This window comes from Burkholderia semiarida (assembly GCF_029268935.1).
GTDB lineage: Bacteria > Pseudomonadota > Gammaproteobacteria > Burkholderiales > Burkholderiaceae > Burkholderia > Burkholderia semiarida.
Genome location: NZ_JAHLCL010000003.1, coordinates 498,521 through 518,051, shown reverse-complemented (window position 1 = coordinate 518,051; position 19,531 = coordinate 498,521). Strand labels below are relative to the sequence as shown.

At 70.2% G+C, this 19,531-nt stretch carries 20 protein-coding genes; 6 read left to right on the top strand and 14 right to left on the bottom strand.

Going from position 1 to position 19,531, the window contains the following annotated elements:
- Positions 1-19: 19 nt before the first annotated feature.
- The 6 genes from KPB06_RS06165 to fliF are packed head-to-tail and all read right to left on the bottom strand — an operon-like array spanning position 20 to position 6,863.
- Positions 20-1,399 (bottom strand): flagellar hook-length control protein FliK, encoded by a 1,380-nt coding sequence (locus tag KPB06_RS06165; protein WP_124863637.1) that lies wholly within the window; start codon positions 1,397-1,399, stop codon positions 20-22.
- 31 nt (positions 1,400-1,430) lie between these two features.
- Complete coding sequence (gene fliJ / locus KPB06_RS06160) at positions 1,431-1,889, bottom strand: flagellar export protein FliJ (RefSeq protein WP_059583972.1); 459 nt, start codon at positions 1,887-1,889, stop codon at positions 1,431-1,433.
- A gap of 5 nt (positions 1,890-1,894) precedes the next feature.
- Positions 1,895-3,400: a flagellar protein export ATPase FliI gene (gene fliI, locus KPB06_RS06155; protein ID WP_264160265.1), complete on the bottom strand. Its 1,506-nt coding sequence runs from the start codon at positions 3,398-3,400 to the stop codon at positions 1,895-1,897.
- Between the two features lie 32 nt (positions 3,401-3,432).
- Positions 3,433-4,116 (bottom strand): flagellar assembly protein FliH, encoded by a 684-nt coding sequence (gene fliH / locus KPB06_RS06150; protein WP_059583968.1) that lies wholly within the window; start codon positions 4,114-4,116, stop codon positions 3,433-3,435.
- Complete coding sequence (gene fliG / locus KPB06_RS06145; RefSeq protein ID WP_050014223.1) at positions 4,109-5,104, bottom strand: flagellar motor switch protein FliG; 996 nt, start codon at positions 5,102-5,104, stop codon at positions 4,109-4,111. Before fliG ends, fliH begins: the two co-directional genes overlap by 8 nt.
- Positions 5,094-6,863 (bottom strand): flagellar basal-body MS-ring/collar protein FliF, encoded by a 1,770-nt coding sequence (fliF, locus tag KPB06_RS06140; protein WP_059583966.1) that lies wholly within the window; start codon positions 6,861-6,863, stop codon positions 5,094-5,096. Before fliF ends, fliG begins: the two co-directional genes overlap by 11 nt.
- A gap of 248 nt (positions 6,864-7,111) precedes the next feature.
- Between fliF and fliE the strand changes: the two genes are divergently transcribed.
- The 6 genes from fliE to KPB06_RS06110 all read left to right on the top strand — a co-directional run bounded on the left by fliE (position 7,112) and on the right by KPB06_RS06110 (position 11,220).
- Complete coding sequence (gene fliE / locus KPB06_RS06135) at positions 7,112-7,456, top strand: flagellar hook-basal body complex protein FliE (protein ID WP_059583964.1); 345 nt, start codon at positions 7,112-7,114, stop codon at positions 7,454-7,456.
- A gap of 197 nt (positions 7,457-7,653) precedes the next feature.
- Positions 7,654-8,088 carry a flagellar export chaperone FliS gene (fliS, locus tag KPB06_RS06130; RefSeq protein WP_059583963.1) on the top strand — a complete coding sequence of 145 codons (435 nt, stop codon included), beginning with the start codon at positions 7,654-7,656 and terminating at the stop codon, positions 8,086-8,088.
- On the top strand, positions 8,085-8,417 hold the full coding sequence (locus KPB06_RS06125) for a flagellar protein FliT (protein WP_059583960.1): 333 nt from the start codon (positions 8,085-8,087) through the stop codon (positions 8,415-8,417). Before fliS ends, KPB06_RS06125 begins: the two co-directional genes overlap by 4 nt.
- Before the next feature lie 132 nt (positions 8,418-8,549).
- Positions 8,550-9,899, top strand: a complete 1,350-nt coding sequence (gene fliK, locus KPB06_RS06120; protein ID WP_059583958.1) for a flagellar hook-length control protein FliK — start codon at positions 8,550-8,552, stop codon at positions 9,897-9,899.
- A complete protein-coding gene (locus tag KPB06_RS06115) occupies positions 9,899-10,216 on the top strand; it encodes an EscU/YscU/HrcU family type III secretion system export apparatus switch protein (RefSeq protein WP_059583955.1) in 318 nt (105 codons plus the stop codon). The genes fliK and KPB06_RS06115 overlap by 1 nt, the downstream gene beginning before the upstream one ends.
- A gap of 269 nt (positions 10,217-10,485) precedes the next feature.
- Complete coding sequence (locus KPB06_RS06110; protein ID WP_059583953.1) at positions 10,486-11,220, top strand: PepSY-associated TM helix domain-containing protein; 735 nt, start codon at positions 10,486-10,488, stop codon at positions 11,218-11,220.
- Positions 11,221-11,281: 61 nt separating this feature from the next.
- On the opposite strand, the gene KPB06_RS06105 is transcribed toward KPB06_RS06110, so the two are convergent.
- From KPB06_RS06105 to KPB06_RS06070, 8 genes are all read right to left on the bottom strand, one after another.
- The gene (locus KPB06_RS06105) at positions 11,282-12,307 is read right to left on the bottom strand and encodes an XdhC family protein (protein WP_059583951.1); all 1,026 of its coding nucleotides are present in this window, start codon (positions 12,305-12,307) and stop codon (positions 11,282-11,284) included.
- 239 nt (positions 12,308-12,546) lie between these two features.
- Positions 12,547-13,953, bottom strand: a complete 1,407-nt coding sequence (locus KPB06_RS06100; protein WP_059583949.1) for a branched-chain amino acid transporter BcaP — start codon at positions 13,951-13,953, stop codon at positions 12,547-12,549.
- 214 nt (positions 13,954-14,167) lie between these two features.
- Positions 14,168-14,824, bottom strand: coding sequence for a response regulator transcription factor RqpR (rqpR, locus tag KPB06_RS06095; protein ID WP_059583947.1), 657 nt, complete (start codon positions 14,822-14,824; stop codon positions 14,168-14,170).
- Between the two features lie 7 nt (positions 14,825-14,831).
- On the bottom strand, positions 14,832-15,647 hold the full coding sequence (gene rqpS / locus KPB06_RS06090; RefSeq protein WP_059583946.1) for a quorum system sensor histidine kinase RqpS: 816 nt from the start codon (positions 15,645-15,647) through the stop codon (positions 14,832-14,834).
- A 447-nt stretch (positions 15,648-16,094) separates the two neighbouring features.
- Positions 16,095-16,865, bottom strand: a complete 771-nt coding sequence (locus tag KPB06_RS06085) for a ferredoxin--NADP reductase (protein WP_059583944.1) — start codon at positions 16,863-16,865, stop codon at positions 16,095-16,097.
- A gap of 317 nt (positions 16,866-17,182) precedes the next feature.
- Positions 17,183-17,998 carry an endonuclease/exonuclease/phosphatase family protein gene (locus KPB06_RS06080; protein ID WP_059583943.1) on the bottom strand — a complete coding sequence of 272 codons (816 nt, stop codon included), beginning with the start codon at positions 17,996-17,998 and terminating at the stop codon, positions 17,183-17,185.
- Positions 17,999-18,003: 5 nt separating this feature from the next.
- The gene (locus KPB06_RS06075; protein ID WP_059583941.1) at positions 18,004-18,492 is read right to left on the bottom strand and encodes a hypothetical protein; all 489 of its coding nucleotides are present in this window, start codon (positions 18,490-18,492) and stop codon (positions 18,004-18,006) included.
- Between the two features lie 146 nt (positions 18,493-18,638).
- A complete protein-coding gene (locus KPB06_RS06070; protein ID WP_059584035.1) occupies positions 18,639-19,373 on the bottom strand; it encodes a nitroreductase in 735 nt (244 codons plus the stop codon).
- Positions 19,374-19,531 lie beyond the last annotated feature (158 nt).

Genomic DNA, 19,531 nt, shown 5'->3' with positions numbered 1-19,531 from the left:
CGCACGGCAGCGACCATGCTCAGGCAAACGTATCGACGAGGCCGGCGCGGCTCACGGGTGCGGCGACCGGTGCGGATCGCGCGGCGTCGACGGGTGCATCGACGGCTGACGGTCCGCCGTTCCCGCGTCGCGACGGCTGGCCGCCGGCGAAAGTCTGCTGCGGGTTTTGCTGCTGTTGCTGCGACGCGAGGCCGCCGTCGCTGACGGTCGCGCTGCCGAGCCCGAGCCCGCCCGCTTCCATCGCCTCGCGCAGCTTCGGCAGCGCGGCTTCGACCGCGTCGCGCACCTGCGCGTGCTGCGACACGAACAGCGCGTGCGCGTGATTGTCCGCGACGCGCAGTACGACCTGCAGCGGCCCGAGATCGGGCGGGTTGAGCGTCAGCTCGGCGCTCTGCTGGTGCGCATTCGACAGGAACACGACCTTCTGGCTCAGCGCATCCGTCCAGTCGGCCGTGCCGACGTGCGGCGCGAGCGCGTGCGCGTTGGCGGCGGCGATCGCACCGGCGGCCGGCGACAGTTGCAGGTTCGCCTGCGCGGCGGCGGTGGCCGCCGCGCCTGCCGCGAGCGTCGCGCTGGCGGCCGGGTCGGTTGCGTTGCCGGCTGCCGCGAGCGCGTGCTGTGCGCCGGATTGCGCGTTCGCGTCGGCCTGCAGCGTCTGCGGCGTGACCTGGGCCGGCGTCTGCTGGGTGGCGAGCGCGCCTTTCGCGTCGGCGAGCGTACGGTCGAAGGTCGGGACTTTCGGCGTGAGCGGCGCGGCGGCGTTCGACGTGGTCGCGGCCGGCGCCGTCGGCGTGGCGGCGGCGCTCGTGCCGGTCGCAGGCATCGCAATCGCGTTCGCTCCACCCGTCAGCTTGGCGAGCGCCGCTTGCAGCGCGTCGCGGCTCGATGCCGGGTCGGTTGGCAGGGCGGCTGCGTCCTGGGTCGCATGGTCGGCGAGCGTGGCCGCGGCGTCCGGCTGGCCCGGCACGGCCGTCTTTTGCGCGGCGGCAGCGGCAGCCGCCGCGGCCGTGGTCGTCGCGTCGGCCGGCGTCGCGGTGTCCGGGCGCGCCTGCAGTTGCGCCTGCACGGCCGCGGCAGCCGCGAGCGCGGCGGCATCGGGGTTGGCGGTGGCGGTGGCGTTCGCGGCCGTGGCGTCGGTTGCGTCGTCGTCGTCCGTGCCGGACGGCTTCGCATCGGCGGCCGGCTTCGACGCAGCCTGTTTGGCCGGCACGTCCGGCGTACCGGTGCTGGCCGTGTCGCCGCGCGTGGTGACGCTTTGCTTCAGCGTCTGCGCGAACGGCACGGCGCTCGCGGCAGCCGACGCATCGTTGGCAGTGGCGGACGCGCCCGGGCCGCGGGTGGCCTTGAGTGCGGCGCCGGCGGTGTCGAGCAGCGCGCCGAGCAGGGGCAGGGGAGGCATGACGGTTCTCTCGTTCGAAGGCGGTGTTCGGTTACGACGAGCGGGCCGCGTCGGCCCGCATGCGCAGGATCTTCGCGGCATGTTCGTCGGCGTCGCGCTGTTCGCGCCGGGCGTCGCGCTTCGCTTCCTGCGCGACGCCGCGCGCCTGCAGGATTTCATACGAGCCGACGGTCCGTTTCTTCTGCTGCCAGTTCGGGCGCGCCTCGTCGATGCGGACGTCGGCCGCGGCGAGCACGGTGCGCTGCTGCGCGATCGCCGCATCGAGCGTGTCGATGAACGCCTGGAAATTGCGCCAGTTGCCGGCCGGCATCCCGCTCTGCGCGGATTGCGCGAAGCGCGCGTGATATTCGTCGCGGTAGCGCAGCAGCGCGTCGAGCTGTTCGGCCGCCGCGGTGCGGTCGCGCTGCGCGGTGCCGAGCTGCTTCGCGGCCGAGTCGAGGTCTTCCTGCGCACGGTCGAGCAGCAACTGAAGGGGAAAGCCGTGGGCCATCGGGATCAGCCTCCGTAAGCGTCGAACAGCGCATCGAGCGCGGTGAGGCTCGATGCGAACGGCGCGCATTCGCGAAAGCCCTGCTGCAGGAAGGCCTCGATGCGCGGGTAAAGCGCGATCGCGCGGTCGAGCTGCGCGTCGCGGCCGGGTGCGTAGGCGCCGACCGCGATCAGGTCGCGATTGCGCTGGTAGCGCGACAGCATCTGCTTGAACTGCCGCACGTGGTCGAGATGCGTTTCGTCGATCAGCGCGGTCATCGCGCGGCTGATCGACGCCTCGATGTCGATCGCGGGATAGTGGCCGGCCTCGGCGAGCGCGCGCGACAGCACGATGTGGCCGTCGAGGATCGCGCGCGCCGAATCGGCGATCGGGTCCTGCTGGTCGTCGCCTTCGGTCAGCACCGTGTAGAACGCGGTGATCGAGCCGCCGCCTTCGGGCCCGTTGCCGGTGCGCTCGACGAGCGCGGGCAGTTTCGCGAACACCGACGGCGGATAGCCCTTCGTCGCGGGCGGCTCGCCGATCGCCAGCGCGATCTCGCGCTGCGCCATCGCATAGCGCGTCAGCGAATCCATCAGCAGCAGCACGTGCTTGCCCTGGTCGCGGAAGTACTCGGCGAGCGACGTCGCGTACGCGGCGCCCTGCATCCGCAGCAGCGGCGACACGTCGGCCGGCGCGGCGACGACGACCGAGCGCGCGAGCCCGTCCTCGCCGAGGATCTGCTCGATGAATTCCTTCACTTCGCGGCCGCGTTCGCCGATCAGCCCGATCACGATCACTTCCGCGCTCGTGTAGCGCGCCATCGTGCCGAGCAGCACCGACTTGCCGACGCCGGAGCCGGCGAACAGGCCCATCCGCTGGCCGCGGCCGACGGTGAGCAGCGCGTTGATCGCGCGCACGCCGACGTCGAGCACATGGTGGATCGGCTCGCGATCGAGCGGGTTGATCGACGGCGCCGACAGCGGCGCGTCGACTTTCGACGCGAGCGGGCCGAGGCCGTCGAGCGGGCGGCCCGATGCGTCGACGACGCGCCCGAGCATTTCCCAGCCGACCGGCAGCCGCTTCGCGCCCGCGAGCGGATCGGCGACGGGCGCGGCCTCGAGCGGCCACACGCGTGCGCCGGGCAGCACGCCGGCGACGTCGGTGGTCGGCATCAGGAACAGGCGGTCGCCGGCGAAGCCGACGACTTCGGCTTGCGCGTGCGGCAGCGTGCTGCCGGGCGGCAGTTCGATCGTGCATTCGGCGCCGACCGACAGGCGCAGCCCGATCGCCTCGAGCACGAGGCCGGCCGCGCGCGTGAGGCGGCCGCACGGCCGCAGCGGCAGCGCGCGGTGGCTGCGTGCGGCGAGCCCGTTCAGGTGCGTGCGCCAGTGCGCGAGGTGCGGATTGTGCGGCGCGCGCGGGGCGGCGCCGGCGGCCTCGGATGCCGCGTGCGGCGAGGCGTCGAATGCGGGATCGTGCGGGGCAGCCGGCCCGAACGACGCAAGCGCGAGCTCGCGTTCGAGCGGCGTCATGCCGTCGTGCGCGAGCGCGTCGGGCGAGCGCGTCACCACGTGCTCACCTTGCCGATCGCGGCGGCGACGCGCTGCCAGCGCGTGGGCAGCGTCGCGTCGACCTCGCCGGTCGCGGCGTGCGCGCGGCAGCCGCCGCGCTCGATCGACGCGTCGGTGCGCACGTTCCAGCCGAGCGTGTCGAGGTCGTCCTGCAGATACGCCTCGACGACGGGCAGGTCGGCCGGATTCACCGCGAGATGCGGCGCGCCGGCGAGCGCCGGTTCGGCCGCGAGCACGTCGCGCACGGCGGCGACCAGCGCGGCCGGGTCGTGCTTCACGTGCTGGCGCACGACCTGCTGCGCGATGTCGAGGGCGAGCTGCGCGAGGTCGGACGCGAGATCGTGTTCGACGGCCGAGACGGCTTCGCGAAACGACGCGGCGAGCGCCGCCAGTTGCGCGGCCTGTTCGCGCGCTTCGGCCTGGCCGGCCTCGAAACCCTGTTCGCGGCCCTGTTCGAAACCGGCCTGGTAGCCGCGCGCCTGGCCTTCGACGTGGCCGGCCGCATGGCCTTCGGCGTGCGCGGCGTCGCGCACGCGCTGCAACTCCTCGGCGAGCGCGGCCGCAGCGGCCGCCGCGTCGTCGGGCGGCGGCGGGGGCGGCGGCGGGTCGAACGACGCCATCTCCCACCGCTGGTACGCGGTGAGGGTGCCCACGCGATCGCTCGCCGAATCAGACATAGGCGTCTTCCGCCTTGCCGCCGATCGCGATCGCGCCGCTCTCGGCGAGGTTGCGCACGATCTGCAGGATGCGGCGCTGCTGCGTCTCGACGTCGGACACGCGTACCGGGCCGCGCGCGTCGAGATCCTCGGCGAGCAGTTCGGCCGCGCGCTGCGACATGTTCGCGAGGAACTTCTGGCGCAGCGCGGGCGGCGCGCCCTTGAGCGCGATGATCAGCGTTTCGGACTCGACTTCCTTGAGGATCATCTGGATTGCGCGATCCTCGAGGTCGAGCAGGTTCTCGAACACGAACATCTGGTCGATGATCTTCTGCGCGAGATCGGCGTCGTACTGGCGCACGCTTTCGAGCACGCCTTCCTCGTGCACGCTCGTCATGAAGTTCAGGATCTCGGCCGCGGTGCGGATGCCGCCCATCGGGCTGCGCTTCAGGTTGTCGCTGCCGGACAGCAGGCCGGTGAGCACGTCGTCGAGCTCGCGCAGCGCGGCCGGCTGGATGCCGTCGAGCGTCGCGATCCGCAGCAGCACGTCGTTACGCAGCCGTTCGGTGAAGCACGACGCGATTTCCGACGCCTGGTCGCGGTCGAGGTGCACGAGGATCGTCGCGATGATCTGCGGATGCTCGTTCTTGATCAGTTCGGCCACCGCGGCCGAATCCATCCATTTGAGGCCCTCGATGCCGCTCGTGTCGCTACCCTGCAGGATGCGGTCGATCAGCACGCCGGCCTTGTCCTCGCCGAGCGCCTTCGTCAGCACCGAGCGGATGTACTCGTTCGAATCGAGCGACAGCGCGGTGTGCTGCTCGGCTTCCTTCACGAACTCCTGCAGCACGTCCTCGACCTGCTCGCGCGTGACGTTCTTCAGCGCGGCCATCGCCACGCCGATCTTCTGAACCTCGCGCGGCGCGAGGAACTTGAATACCTGCGCGGCCTCTTCCTCGCCGATCGACATCAGCAGCAGCGCGCTCTTGGTCAAGCCTTCAGCGTTCATCGGACACCCAGTTCTTCACGACGGTGGCGACGATCTTCGGATCCTGGCGGGCGATCGTGCGCGCGTAGTCGAGGTTGCGTTCGTAGCGGTTCTTCTCGTTTTCGAAGCCGAGCAGCAGCGGATCGGCTTCCTCCGCCGCCTTCTCTGGCGCGGGCAGGCCGTCGAGCGCGACCGTGTCCTCCGGCGCCGCGAGCGCCGGCGCGGCCGGCTCGGGCGGCGGGAACGCGCGGCGCATCGCCGGGCGCACGAACATGAAGTAGAGCGCCGCCGCGGCCGCCGCGATGCCGAGCCACTTCGCGGCTTCCTTCGCCATCGCGATCACGTCGGGCTGGCGCCACCACGGCAGGTCGGCGTACGGGTCGCTCACGGTCGAGAACGCGCTGTTCACGACGTTCACCGAGTCGCCGCGCTTCGCGTCGTAACCCATCGCGTCCTTCACGAGTTGTTCGACCTGCGCGAGCTTCGCGGGCGGCAGCGGCTGCATCGTCACGTGGCCCTTCGCGTCGGCCACCGGCTGGTAGTTGACGACGACCGCCACCGACAGCCGCTTCACGCTGCCCATCGGCTGTTCGGTATGGCGGATCGTCTTGTCGAGCTCGTAGTTGGTCGTCTGGTCCTTGCGGTCGCTGACCGGCGTGGTCTGCGGCGCGTTCTGGCCGTTGCCGGCGACGATCGGCGCGGAGGCCGGCTGCGGCGGCGTGTTCGACAGCGCGCCCGGCACGCCGGACGCGCCGCCCTGCGCGAGTTCGGTCGCGCTGCTGGTCTGCTGGCTGCGGATCGCGGCCTGCTGCGGCGTGCCGTTCGGGCCGTAGCTTTCCGAGGTCTGCTCGATCTTCGAGAAATCGAGATCCGCGCTGACCTGCGAGCGCGCGTTGCCGGCGCCGAAGATCGGCGCGAGGATCGCGTCGATGCGCTTCTGCGTGTTGTGCTCGACCTGCTGCACGTACTTGAGCTGGCTCGCGTCGAGGCCGGAAGCGGATGCGGTCTGGGTCAGCAGGTTGCCGTCCTGGTCGACGATCGTCACGTTCTTGGCCGGCATGTCCGGCACGCCGGACGACACCATCCGCGTGATCGCCTGGACCTGGCCCTCGTCGAGCACGCGGCCCGGGTAGAGGTCGACGAACACCGACGCGCTCGGCGCTTCCTTGTCGCGCACGAACACCGACGGCTTCGGAATCGCGAGATGCACGCGCGCGCCGCGCACGGCATTGATCGATTCGATGGTGCGCTGCAGCTCGCCTTCGAGCGCGCGCTGGTAGTTGATCTGCTCGGCGAACTGGCTGATGCCGAATTTCTGGTTGTCCATCAGCTCGAAGCCGACCGAGCCGCCCTTGGGCAGCCCCATCGCGGCGAGTTTCAGGCGCGTCTCGTGCACCTGGCTCGACGGCACGAGGATCGCGCCGCCGGCATCGGCGAACTTGTAGGGAACGTTTGCCTGCTGGAGCGCGGCGATGATCGCGCCGCCGTCGCGGTCCGACAGGTTGCTGTACAGCACGCGGTAGTCGGGCGCCCGGCTCCACAGCACGAGCGCGGTGATCGCGGCGATGGCGAACGCGACGGCGATCACGAACGGCAGCTTCGGGTTGCCCTTCATCCGCGAGATGCCGGGAATGCGTTCCGCGAAGCCGCCAAGCCCGAAGTCCGCGCCTGCGCCTGCGCCGCCCGCGCCCGGCAACGCGGCGGCCGCGGCGGCGCCGGGCACCGGGCTGAGGCCCGCGCGGGCGTCTGGGTTGATCAGCGAGTTGGCCTGCGAATCCATGCGTCGAGTTTCTCCGGAGCGGGACGACTGAGCTCGCTCGGACGAGCGGGCGGACAATGACACGATGCGATTATCGGGACCCGCGGCGCACTCCGATCGACCGAAAAGAGCGGGGTTTCCCCCGTACTTTCGCGGCTTTGACGCGCACCGCGCTGCTATCCTTTGTCGCGATCCGGCATGGTGCGCGTGGTGCGGCGCCGGCGGGTCGCCCGGTGTGTCCGGGTCTCTTCTCTATGTCTGGGGACAGCATGACTGCGAACGTCAGCGGAATCGGTTCGGTGTTGCAACAGATGCAGTCGATGGCCGCGCAGGCGTCCGGCGGCGTCGCGAGCCCGACGGCGGCGCTGGCCGGCGCGGGCGCGGCGACGGCCGGCACGTTCGCGAGCGCGATGAAGGCATCGCTCGACAAGATCAGCGGCGACCAGCAGCACGCGCTCGGCGAGGCGAAGGCGTTCGAGGTCGGCGCGCCGAACATCTCGCTGAACGACGTGATGGTCGACATGCAGAAAGCCAATATCGGCTTCCAGTTCGGGCTCCAGGTCCGCAACAAGTTGGTGAGCGCTTACAACGACATCATGCAGATGGCGGTGTGACGGCCATCCGGGGACGGCCGTCCGGCGACGGCTCGGGGCTTGCCGGGTGAGGCGGGCGGCCGGCATCGCTTGCCCGACGGCAGCCTCCGCGCACCTAAAGCTTTTCAAATCCCTTCCGATAACTCCGGTGAAGGCCGTCCCGTGCAACGCACGGCCGCGGCTCCTGACTAGCCAACGCAAATAACAAGGAGAAGCGCATGTTTTCCCCAGGACACGCTGGAGCCAATGCGTACGCGCGTGTCGGCGTCGAGACGGGGGTGATGGGCGCCTCCCCGCACCGGCTGATCGCGATGCTGTACCAGGGCGCACGGCAGGCGATCGCACTGGCGCGCATGCATTTGCAGCAGGACAACGTGTCCGGGCGCGGCGAGGCGATCGGCAAGGCGATCCGGATCGTCGAGAGCGGCCTGCAGGCGTCGCTGAACCGCGACGCGGGCGGCCAGATCGCCGACCGGCTCGATGCGCTGTATGCGTATATCGGCCGGCGCCTGCTCGAAGCGAACACGCAGGCGAGCGACGCGATGCTGGTCGAGGTCGACCGCCTGCTCGCGACGCTCGAGGAAGCATGGACGGGCATCGCCCCGGAAGTCGCGCGGATGGCCGCGCAACAGGTAGCGGAAGCATCACGATGAATCACAAGGCCGAATACTTCGCGCGTTACGAGGCGCTCGCCGCCGTGTCGGGCCGGATGCTGTGCGCCGCGCGCGACGCCGACTGGAGCGCGTTGCCGGAGTTGCAGGCCGAATTCATGCAACTCGTCGACGGGTTGAAGGAGGCCGATCCGGGCGTCGCGCTCGACGAGTCGGATCTCGGCCGCAAGCTCGACCTGATCCGTCGCATCCTGGCCGACGACGCCGCGATCCGCGATCTCGCGAGTCCCGACGTCGCGCGGCTGTCCGCGCTGTTCGAGGCGCGGCGCTCGACCCAGGTATTGACCGATCTGTACCGCGCGCGCGGGTAGGGCCGTGGTCCGGAGGCGGGTGCGGGGCGCCCGGGCCCGGCGCCGCACGCGGCGCGTGCCGGTCCCGCGGGCGGCACCGGCGTGCCGCGCCCCGATTCGCAACGATGTGGCTGATATAGGCAGGCTTCGATCATGACCGGTATCGACTCCGTTGCGGCCGCGCTGCTGGCGAGCCGCCTCGACAGCCTGCTGACCGGCACCGTATCGGCGCCGGCGGGCGGCGGCGCGGCCTCGCAGGTCGGCACGCCCGGCGCCGGCGCGTCGTCCTCGCCGCCGGCCGGCAGCCCGAGCGCCGCGCCGCCCGCTTCCACGCAGACCGCGCTGTCCGACGTCGGGCGCGTGCTCGACGCGATCTCGCGCTCGGGCGGCGACGCGACGCCGGCGATCGTCGGCCGGCTGCCGCTGCTCGCCGATCCCACCGTGCTGCTCACCGAGACGCCCGTGCCGGCGCGCGCGCCGGCTGCGTCCGGTCCCGCTGCGTCTTCCACGCCGGCTTCCGCTGAAGCGTCGTCCACGGCAGCGGCGCGCGATGCGGCCGCGCCGCCGCCGGTCGCTGCGTTGCGGGCGGCGTTGGCGCAGGCCGTGAGCGAAAGCGGCCTCTTCTACGAATCCCATCTCGCGCAATGGCTGGCCGGCCAGCGGCCGCTCGCGGCACTGATGCGCGAGCCGCAGGCGCGCCTCGCGACCGCGCTCGCGCCCGTGCCGGCCGACCCGGAAGCCGTCCCGCGCGAGCCGACCGACGTGCTCGACGAATTGCTCGCACCGCGCCCGCCGCTGCCCGCCGCCGCGCGGGCCACCGCGCAACCGCCGGCCCAGGGCGGCGCGCCTGCACGCGACCCCGCCCAGGCCGCGCCGGCGGCCGCCCGGCCGGGCGCACCGTCGCCGCCCGACGCCGCCGATCCGCTGGCCGCGCACGCCGATACCCACTGGACGCCCGCGCGTGCCGGGCTGGCCGCCGCATCGTCCGACCCGCAGGCGCAACCGCTCGCGCCCGTGCACCCGGCCGCCGTGCCGCTCGTTCGGCAGCAGCTCGATGCGCTCGCGACCGACCAGTTTCGCTGGACCGGCGAGGCGTGGCCCGGCGCGCGGCTCGACTGGACGATCGAACCCGACGAGCCGGGCCACCGTGCACCGCGCGGCGGCGGTGACGACGACACGGGCGACGGCATCGCGTGGCGCACGCGCCTGACGCTGACGCTGCCCTCGCTCGGCACGGTGGACGCCGAGCTGGTGCTGAACGGCGCACAGCTCGTCGCGCGGCTACGCGCGAACCAGACGGGCGCCGACCGCCTCACGCGCAACGAAGCCGCGCTGCGGCAGCGGCTCGAGGGTTCGGGGCTCAAGGTGGGCGGGCTGTCGATTCGCGCGGTCGACGACGGGCCGGACGGCTTCGACCTCTTTGCCGCCCAGGCCGCCGCCGCCGCGTACGCGCGCGGCGCGGCCGACGTGCGGGTGCCGGGCGACGACGACGAGGCGCTGTGATGAGCATGACGTCCCGCAAGCGCGCGGCCGCGCTCGTCTACGACCCGAAGGGCGGCGACGCGGCGCCTCGGGTGGTCGCGAAGGGCTACGGCGTGCTCGCCGAGATGATCGTCGCGCGCGCACACGACGCGGGGCTGTACGTGCATACGGCACCGGAGATGGTGTCGCTGCTGATGCAGGTCGATCTCGACGACCGGATCCCGCCGCAGCTCTATCAGGCGGTCGCCGATCTGCTCGCATGGCTGTACGCGCTCGATCGCACCGAGCCCGCGCCGGACGCGGCCGCGCCGCGCTTCCCGCTGCCGCCGTTGCGCTGAACGGCCTGCCGTCGCGCGGCTTCTTGCGACATGCGGCTCGTGGTCGGCGGGATCATTCCGCCGGCATCGTGCGCCGATCGATTGGCTTCGTGCTGCAACGGACACCTTTCTTTCGCGTTCCGGCGCGCAGGGAACCCGCCGTTCCGCACGCGCACGGATTGAGCCGGCTTTTGATTTATGTAATGATATCCATTCTCATTTTCATGCTGCCCGGGCGGTGCGCACTTCCTGCGCGCCGCCCGTTGTTTTGAACGAATGGAACCTTTCGCGTGAACGCGCCCGAAACGATCGACCCGCCGAAGACGGGCATGCCGCGCGCCGGCGTCACCATGCTGCACCCGGCGGGCCGCCCGCTGAGCGACGACGAACTGGCCGCGCGCCGCCAGCGCTCGCGCCGCGCGACCTTCATCAAGTGGCTGCGCAAGGTGCACGGCTGGGTCGGGCTGTGGGGCGCGGTGCTCGGGCTGCTGTTCGGGGTGACCGGCGTGGTGCTGAATCACCGCGCGCCGCCGCTGAAGATTCCGACCGGCGAGCCGCAGGTCGAGGAGATGCAGATCGCGCTGCCGGATCCGGTGCCGAAGACGCCCGCCGCGATGACGAAGTGGCTGCAGCAGGAGCTGCATTTCGACGGCAAGCCCGGCCGCATGCGCAAGGAGCCGGCGCAGGCCGTCGCGTGGGGCGACAAGCGCGTGATGCAGCCCGAGCACTGGCAATTCGGCGTGTTCGGGCCGCACCAGAACCTGCAGGCCGAGTACTGGGTCGGCAACGGCTACGTGTCGGTGAAACGCACGGGCAACACGTTCCTGACGACGCTGAACAACCTGCATCGCGGCGTCGGGATGAACCTCGGCTGGGTGCTGCTGATGGATACGATCGCAGGTTCGTTGATCCTGCTGTCGCTGACGGGCGTGCTGCTGTGGACCGAGCTGAACAAGCGCCGCACGGTCGGCGTCGTGCTGGTGGTCGGTTCGGTTGCCGCCGCGCTGGCTGCCGGCCTCACCTGATCGGCGGTGGCGCCGGCCTGCGCCGGCGCCCGGCGCGAGCACGGCCGCCCGCCGCCGCGGGTCAGAGGCCGCAGGCCGCGCCGCCGTTCGCCGCGATTTCGCGCGCGGCCTTCGCGCCTTCGACCTGCAGGATCGTCGGCAGCGACACGTTGTTCTTCGCGGCGGTGATCTCGGCCAGGATCGAGATCGCGATTTCCGGCGGCGTCCGGCTGCCGATGTAGATGCCGGCCGGCCCATGCAGCCGGGCCAGTTCCGCTTCGCTCAGGTCGAATTCGCGCAGCCGCTCGCGCCGCGCCGCGTTGTTGCGCCGCGAGCCGAGCGCGCCCACGTAGAACGCGGGCGTCTTCAGCGCCTCCATCAGTGCGAGATCGTCGAGCTTCGGGTCGTGCGTGAGCGCGATCACGGCCGAACGCGCATCGAGCTTCATGTCGAGCACCGTGTCGTCGGGCATCGAGTGCACGACGCGCGTGCCCGGCACGTCCCACGCATCCGTGTATTCGTCGCGCGGATCGCACACCGTCACCTGGTAGTCGAGCCCGACCGCGATCTGGCACAGATAGCGTGACAACTGGCCGGCGCCGATCACGAGCATCCGGTAGCGCGGCCCGTGGATCGTCACGAGCCGTTCGCCGTCGAACGCGAGCCCGTCGGTCGCCTGCGCGGGCGACAGCGACGCGCGGCCGGTCGCGAGCGTCATCGTGCGCGTGACGAGGTGGCCGGCCTCGACCTGCGCGCACAGCGCGGCGATCCCGCTGTCGCGCGTGAGCGGTTCGAGCACCAGCTGGATCGTGCCGCCGCACGGCAGCCCGAAGCGGTGCGCTTCCTCGGCGGTCACGCCGTACTTGAGCGCTTCCGGGCGCGCATCGGCCGCGATGCCGCTCGCATGCACGCGGGCGATCAGGTCGTCCTCGATGCATCCGCCGGACACGGAGCCGACCACGAGGCCGTCCTCGCGCACCGCGAGCATCGCGCCTTCGGGGCGCGGCGACGAGCCCCACGTTTTCACGACTGTCACGAGCAGCACGCGCCGCCCTTCTTCGAGCCAGCGCGCGCTGGATTTCAGTACATCGAGATCGACGCTTTCCATCGTTTTTCCTGTTGCCGGACGGCCCGCCGCGCGGCGCCGTCGTTCGATGGCGGGATTATGAACCGCCCGGCGCGCGCGTGCAGGCGGCGCGCGGCTCGCGCGGGCAAATCCGGAGGATCGGGCAAGATTTCGCGACGATCGGACAGTGATCGCGCGGGCGCCGAGGGGGCGGGAGAGAAGGGGGCGTGCGGGGCCGGCAGCGGCCCCGCGCGGGAGGCGTCATCGCGCCATGACGGCGCTCAGTGCGCGTCGGGGTGGCCGTGCGCGAGCTTCGAGTGGTGCCGCGAGTACAGGAAGTAGATCACGAGGCCGATCACGAGCCAGATGGCGAACGCGGCCCACGTGACGGCCTGCAGATTCAGCATCAGGAACAGGCACGACGCGACCGCGAGGATCGGCACCACGGGCACGCCCGGGCAGCGGAACGCGCGCGGCAGCTCGGGGTGCGTGCGGCGCAGCACGAGCACGGCGATCGACACCATCGAGAACGCCGCGAGCGTGCCGATGTTGATCAGCTCGGCGAGCACGTTGAGCGGCACGAGCGCGGCGATCAGCCCGAAGAACAGGCCGACCAGCCAGGTGGTCAGGAACGGCGTCGCAAAGCGCGGATGCACGCGCGACAGCGTGGCCGGCAGCAGCCCGTCGCGCGACATCGCGAAGATCACGCGCGTCTGGCCGTAGCTCATCACGAGGATCACGGTCAGCATGCCGAGCACCGCGCCGAGATCGATGAAACCCGCGACCCACTTCTCGCCGGCGACCTGCAGCGCATACGAGATCGGGTGCGAGATGTTCGCGTACTCGGCCGACGGCACGATGCCGGTCGCGACCGCGGCGACCGTCACGTACAGCACCGCGCACACCGCGAGCGACGCGATGATGCCGATCGGCAGGTCGCGCTTCGGGTTCTTCACTTCCTCGGCCGCCGACGACACCGCGTCGAAGCCGATGAACGCGAAGAACATCACGGCCGCCGCGCCGAACACGCCGTTCCAGCCGTGCGGCATGAACGGCTGCCAGTTCGCGGGCGTCACGTGGAACAGGCCGACCGCGATCACGAGCAGCACGACCGACACCTTGATGAACACCATGATGTTGTTGATGCGGGTCGATTCGCGGATGCCGATCGACAACAGCGTCGTGATCACGATCATCACGAGGAACGCGGGCAGGTTGAACCACGTGGTGACGCCCGGCACCGCGCCCGGCGCGGCCGTCAGCACGGCCGGCAGCGTGAGCCCGAAGCCCTGCAGCAGCGACTGCAGATAGCCCGACCAGCCGACCGACACGGCCGACGACGCGAGGCCGTACTCGAGCATCAGGTCCCAGCCGATGATCCACGCCACCAGCTCGCCGAGCGTCGCGTACGAATACGTGTAGATCGAGCCGGCGACGGGGATCGTCGACGCGAACTCCGCGTACGACAGTGCGGCGAGGCCGCACGCGATCGCGGCGATCACGAACGACAGCATCAGCGCGGGGCCGGCCTGGACGGCGCCGGTGCCCGTCAGCACGAAGATGCCGGTGCCGATGATCGCGCCGATGCCGAGGAAGGTGAGGTCGATCGCGCCGAGCGCTTTCTTGAGCCCGGCGGCTTGCGCGCCGGCGATCATGCGATCGACGTTTTTCTTGCGGAAGAGAGACATTGCGGAGGAATCGCCGGCACGCGCGGGCACGGCGCGCCGATTGAGTGAAAACCCGTAATTTTAGCCGATTTGGCGTGCAAGCCCTGCTGCGGTGCAGCGGCGCGCCGCGGAATCGGCCGAGAAAACAAGCGCCTGCGTGCGCAACGGGCGCGCCTGGGCGCGGCGCGGCATGCACCGCGCCGCCGGATCGGACGAATTCGAACTGGCCGGGGGATCAGGCGCCGGCCGTGGGCGCCATGTCGACGAGCTGGTTGCTCATCACGTAGAACGTGAGTTCCGCGTTGTTCGACAGCCGCATCTTCTCGAGCAGCCGCGACCGGTACACGCTCACCGTCTTCACCGACAGCGACAGCGTGTTCGCGATATCGGTGAGCCGCTTGCCCGACGCGAGCATGCAGAGCGTCTGGTATTCGCGGTCGGACAGCTTCTCGTGCGGCAGCGGCTCGTTCTCGAACGACACGTATTCGGCGAGCGCCTCGGCCATCGCGGGGCTCACGTACTTGCGGCCGGCCGCGACCTGCTGGATCGCGCCGATCATCTGCGCGGCGTTCACCGTCTTCGACAGGTAGCCGGACGCGCCTGCCTTCAGCGCGCGCACCGCGTACTGGTCCTCGCGGTACATCGAGAACATCAGCACCGGCGTGCGCGACAGCTTGCGCTTCAGGCGCTTGAGCAGCTCGATGCCGTTCGTGTCGGGCAGCGAGATGTCGAGCAGGATCACGTCGAATTCCTGCTTGTCGACGGCGGCCATCGCATCGCCGCCGTTCTCGGCCTCGGTCACGTCGCGCGCGACGCCGCGATCGATCAGCAACTGGCGGATCCCTTGCCGGACAATCGCGTGATCGTCCACGAGCAGGATGTTCAGGCTCATCGCGGCCTCACGAAAGCGACGTGCGACGTGCCGCGACGGGCACCGCGAGCAGCGAATTCCACGCGAAGCGCGCGATGACGCGCGTGCCGCGGCCGGTTGCCGGCGTGACCGTCTCGAAGCTGCCGCCGAACGCCTCGCAGCGCGCGCGCATGCCGGCGAGGCCGTAGCCGTTGCGGCGGCGCCGGGCGAAACCGGTCCCATCGTCGGTGACACTCAGCGACAGATGGGTGCCGTCGGTGACGATCCGGACGTCGACCGACGTCGCGCGGGCGTGCTTCGCGACGTTCGACAGCGCTTCCTGCGCGACGCGGAACACCGCGAGCGCACCGGCGCCGGCGATCTGCGTCAGGCGCGCGTCGGCCGCGCACACGAAGCTCGTGCGCAGGCCCGTGCGCGCCGCATGGGTGTCGATCCACGACGACAGCGCGCCGACCACGCCTGCGTCCAGCGCCGGCGTATCGCGTTCGTCGATGAGCCGGCGATTCGCGTCGGTCGCGGCATCGAGCGCCTGCTGCGCCAGCGCCAGCGCGCGCAGGCAGCCTTCCGGCGCGTCGGCCGGCAGCCACGTTTGAACGTTTGCGAGTGCGAAGCGGGCGGCGGTCAGTTCGGCGCCGAGCCCGTCGTGCAGCTCGCCGGCCAGATGGCGGCGGGCCGCTTCGTCGGCGGCCAGAAGCTCGGCGGAAAGGGCGGCGATCCGTGCGGCGGACGCGTCGCGTTTCGACGCGGCGTCGGCCATGGGCGGAGTAGCAGCGCAGCCAGGCATGCGCTGCCGTGACGGGAACGGGGCGTGGGCGCCCGAGGGCGCGTTAAGCGACGTATCCATGACTCTCCTGCTCTCAGAAAGCGGTTCAGACACCGGCTGGCTGCGTGCGCTGGCTGCCGTTTCGATGACGGTCGCCGCCAGAGAATCGCTCCATGCCGAGGTAACAAAAGTTACATCTTGTAACACATGCATCCGACCCTTCCATGCTCTTCCGAACGGCAACCACGCGCGCCGAATAATATCTCAAAACTACTGAAAACGTCATGTCGGGCGGACATTTAAGGGTAAATGTGAATAATCGGAATGAAGGTGTTGTAGGAAAAACACTGACATCCGACCACCGGGCGATGACGTATCCAAATGTAACTATTTGAGATGGAATGGTCCCAGTTTGTTACGAATTCGCCAAGTGGGGACGAAAAAAAACCGGAGCTTTTGCTCCGGTTCTTGATGACGCGCAATGAGGGCCTGTTCCCGTTATTGGCGGGAACGGCCCTGAGGGATCGGTCAATCCACGAACGCGCGCTCGATCACGTAGTGGCCCGGCGCGCTGTTCTTGCCTTCGACGAGGCCGGCCTGCTTCAGCAGCTCGGTCGTGTCCTTCAGCATCGCGGTGCTGCCGCACAGCATCACGCGGTCGTTTTCCGGCGAGAACGCGGGCACGCCGAGATCCGTGAACAGCTTGCCCGTCGCGATGAGGTCGGTGATCCGGCCTTCGTTGTCGAACGCTTCGCGCGTGACCGTCGGGTAGTAGACGAGCTTTTCCTTGATGATGTCGCCCAGGTACTCGTGGCCCGGCAGGTCGTGCTTGATGTAGTCCATGTACGCGAGCTCGCCCTTCAGGCGGCACGTGTGGGTCAGGATCACCTTGTCGAAGCGGTCGTAGATGTCCGGATCCCGGATGATCGACATGAACGGCGCGAGGCCCGTGCCCGTCGACAGCATCCACAGCGTCTTGCCCGGCAGCAGGTTGTCGGCGACCAGCGTGCCCGTCGGCTTCTTGCCGATCAGCACCGTGTCGCCCACCTTCAGGTGCTGCAGGCGCGACGTCAGCGGGCCGTTCTGCACCTTGATGCTGAAGAATTCGAGATGCTCTTCGTAGTTCGGGCTGACGATCGAGTAGGCGCGCGCGAGCGGCTTGCCGTCGACTTCGAGGCCGACCATCGTGAATTCGCCGTTGTTGAAGCGCAGGCTCGGCTCGCGGGTGCAGGTGAAGCTGAAAAGCGTGTCGGTCCAGTGATGGACGGATTGGACGGTGGCGGTGTCGTATTTGCTCATGGCTTTGAAAACGGACGCGCGTAGCGGACGCGTGTAACGGGCCCAAAAACGGGCAAAAAAACCGAGTGCGTCGGCCCGATCGCGGACCGGCCGGCCGGCGCGTCGGACACGCGCCTTCTCGATGACAGACGTTTGAGGAACTCGTTATTTTACCCTGCTTGGGGCAGATGCGGGCTTGACCCGCGCGGCCGCGCGGATTTGGCGCAACGCATCCTTTCAACGGGCTTTCGTCGATCGGCCGCGCTCGACCATGCGTTTCGCGCCGAGGCCGACACGTTCGGGCGGCGCCTTGACGGGAGCGCGCGGCCGCCGGCGCGTTACTGCGGATCGAGGCGCAGCCGCGCGATGTACGGCAGGTGGTCCGACAGCCAGGCGGCTTCGCCGGACGGCGCGCGCCATTCGAGCGGCGTCAGGCCGCGCACGAACATCTTGTCGAGCGCGAGCGCCGGCGAGAACGCGGGGAACGTGCGGCCCGATTCACCGAGCAGCGTCGCGACCTCGGACAGCCCGATCTCGCCGAACAGCGCGACCGAGTCGTTGCGCCAGTCGTTGAAGTCGCCGGCGAGCATCAACGGGCCGTCGCCCGCGTTGCGCACGATCCAGTGCGCGATCCAGTGCATCTGGCGCAGCCGCGCGGCGCGCGTGAGCGCGAGGTGCGCGCACAGCAGCGTGACCGGGCGCGCGCCCGCGAGCGTCGCGCGCGCGACCAGCAGCCCGCGCCGCTCGAAGCGGTGCGCGGAGATGTCCCAGCGGCCGCCGAGGTCGAGCGGATGCGGCGACAGGATCGCGTTGCCGTGCCGCCACGACGGCTTGAACACGTTCGGCCCGAGCGCGATCTGCCAGTCGAGCGCCTGCGCGATCTCGGTGGCCTGGCAATGCCACACGTCGTCGACCGCGTCGTCCATCGGCGAGCCGAAGCCCGGTGCGAGCATCGGGCGCGGCATGCGGCGCGCCATCGCTTCCTGCAGGAAATACACGTCGGCATGCATCGACTGCATCCAGTCGCGCATCGCGTTCCACGCGGTGAAGCCGAGCGGCGAGCGGCCCTTGTGCAAGTTCCAGCTCACGGCGGTGATTTCATCGGGCGTGGCGTGCGGCTCGGCGAACGGCAGGGACAGGGCGTCGGCGGACATGACGCTCAATCCTTCGCGACGTGCGCACGCACGCGGTACACGAGATGCGGATGCTGCTCGACGAGCGTCCAGTCGGTCCATGCATCGCCCCCGACCGCCAGGCCGGGGTGGCTCGCGACGATCTGCCGCGGCGCCGCGGGCACGCACGCATCGCCATGCGTCGCATTGTCGTCGTCGAGCGTTTCCTGCACGTCGAGCCCGAGCGACACGGTGTGCGCGTTGGCGTCGACGGCGAGCGGGGCGACCGTCACCGAGCGCGAGCGCTCGGTCGGCACGACGCGCGCGGCATTGCCGCAGCCCACCGGCACGGAGGACGGATAGCGATGGGTATCGGTGCGGGACTGACCCACGGTGGTGTTCTGCTGGAACGTGTCGATCGTCTGACCGTCGCGCACCACCTGGATTTCCCATGCGACGACGGCCGGCGCGGGGCTCTGCGCATGGGCGGCGAGCACGATGCTCGCAAGCAGGACGGCCAGGCCGTGTTTCAGCATGAAACGTCTCCGGAAACGCGCGATAGCAGGGAACGGACGCACATCTTACGCCCGATCGATTTCGGCCGTGATGTGACAGGACGTGCCGCGGCAGGTTCGCAGCACGATGCGGTCCTGCCCGACAAGTGAGGCCGCGTCATGCGTTTTCAAGCGAAAAAGCGCGTGAACTCGGCGACGCTCGCGCGCTCGGTGACGAGGCGGTTCTCGATCGCGTCGGGGTCCGCATGGCCGAGCGCCATGCCGCAGACGAACTGCTCGTTGGCGGGAATGCCGAGGTGTTCGGCGACGATCCGGTGAAACGGCACGAACGCGGCCTGCGGGCAGGTGTCGAGGCCGCGGGCGCGCGCCGCCGTCATCACGCCCTGCAGGAACATCCCGCAGTCGAGCCACGCGCCCTGCGCCATGATGCGCTCGAGCGTGAAGAACAGCGCGACCGGCGCATCGAAGAAACGGAAATTGCGCGCGTGCTGCGCGTGCATGCGCGCCTTCTCGTCGCGGCGGATGTTCAACAGCCCGTACAGGTCCCAGCCGACCTTGCGGCGCCGGTCGAGATACGGCGACACCCATTCGCGCGGATAGTAGTCGTATTCGGCGACGTATTTCTCGTCGCGCGCGGGATCGTCGTAGGCCGCGGTGAGCGCGGCCGCGAGCGCGTCGCGCGTCGCGCCCGTGGCGACGTACACGCGCCACGGCTGGATGTTGGTGCCCGACGGCGCGCGGCTCGCGGCTTCGAGGATCGCCTCGATCGTGTCGCGCGGCACGGGCGTCGGCAGGAACGCGCGGACCGCGCGGCGCGACTTGAGCGCGGCGTCGACGGCATCGACCGCATCGACGCAACGGAGCGCGTCGGCGTCGACGCGCGGGGAAGCGGGGACGGACATCGGCAACCCTTCGGGCGAGGTGTCTGGCGAGGTGCGGAGCGGCATGCGCGCGGCCGCGATCGGCGAACCCCGCGCGAGCGTCGTGAATTTTCGATGATACGCCGCGGCGCGCGGCCGTGCAGCGTGCGCGCGCTGTTAGCAGCAGACGCGCCCGGCTG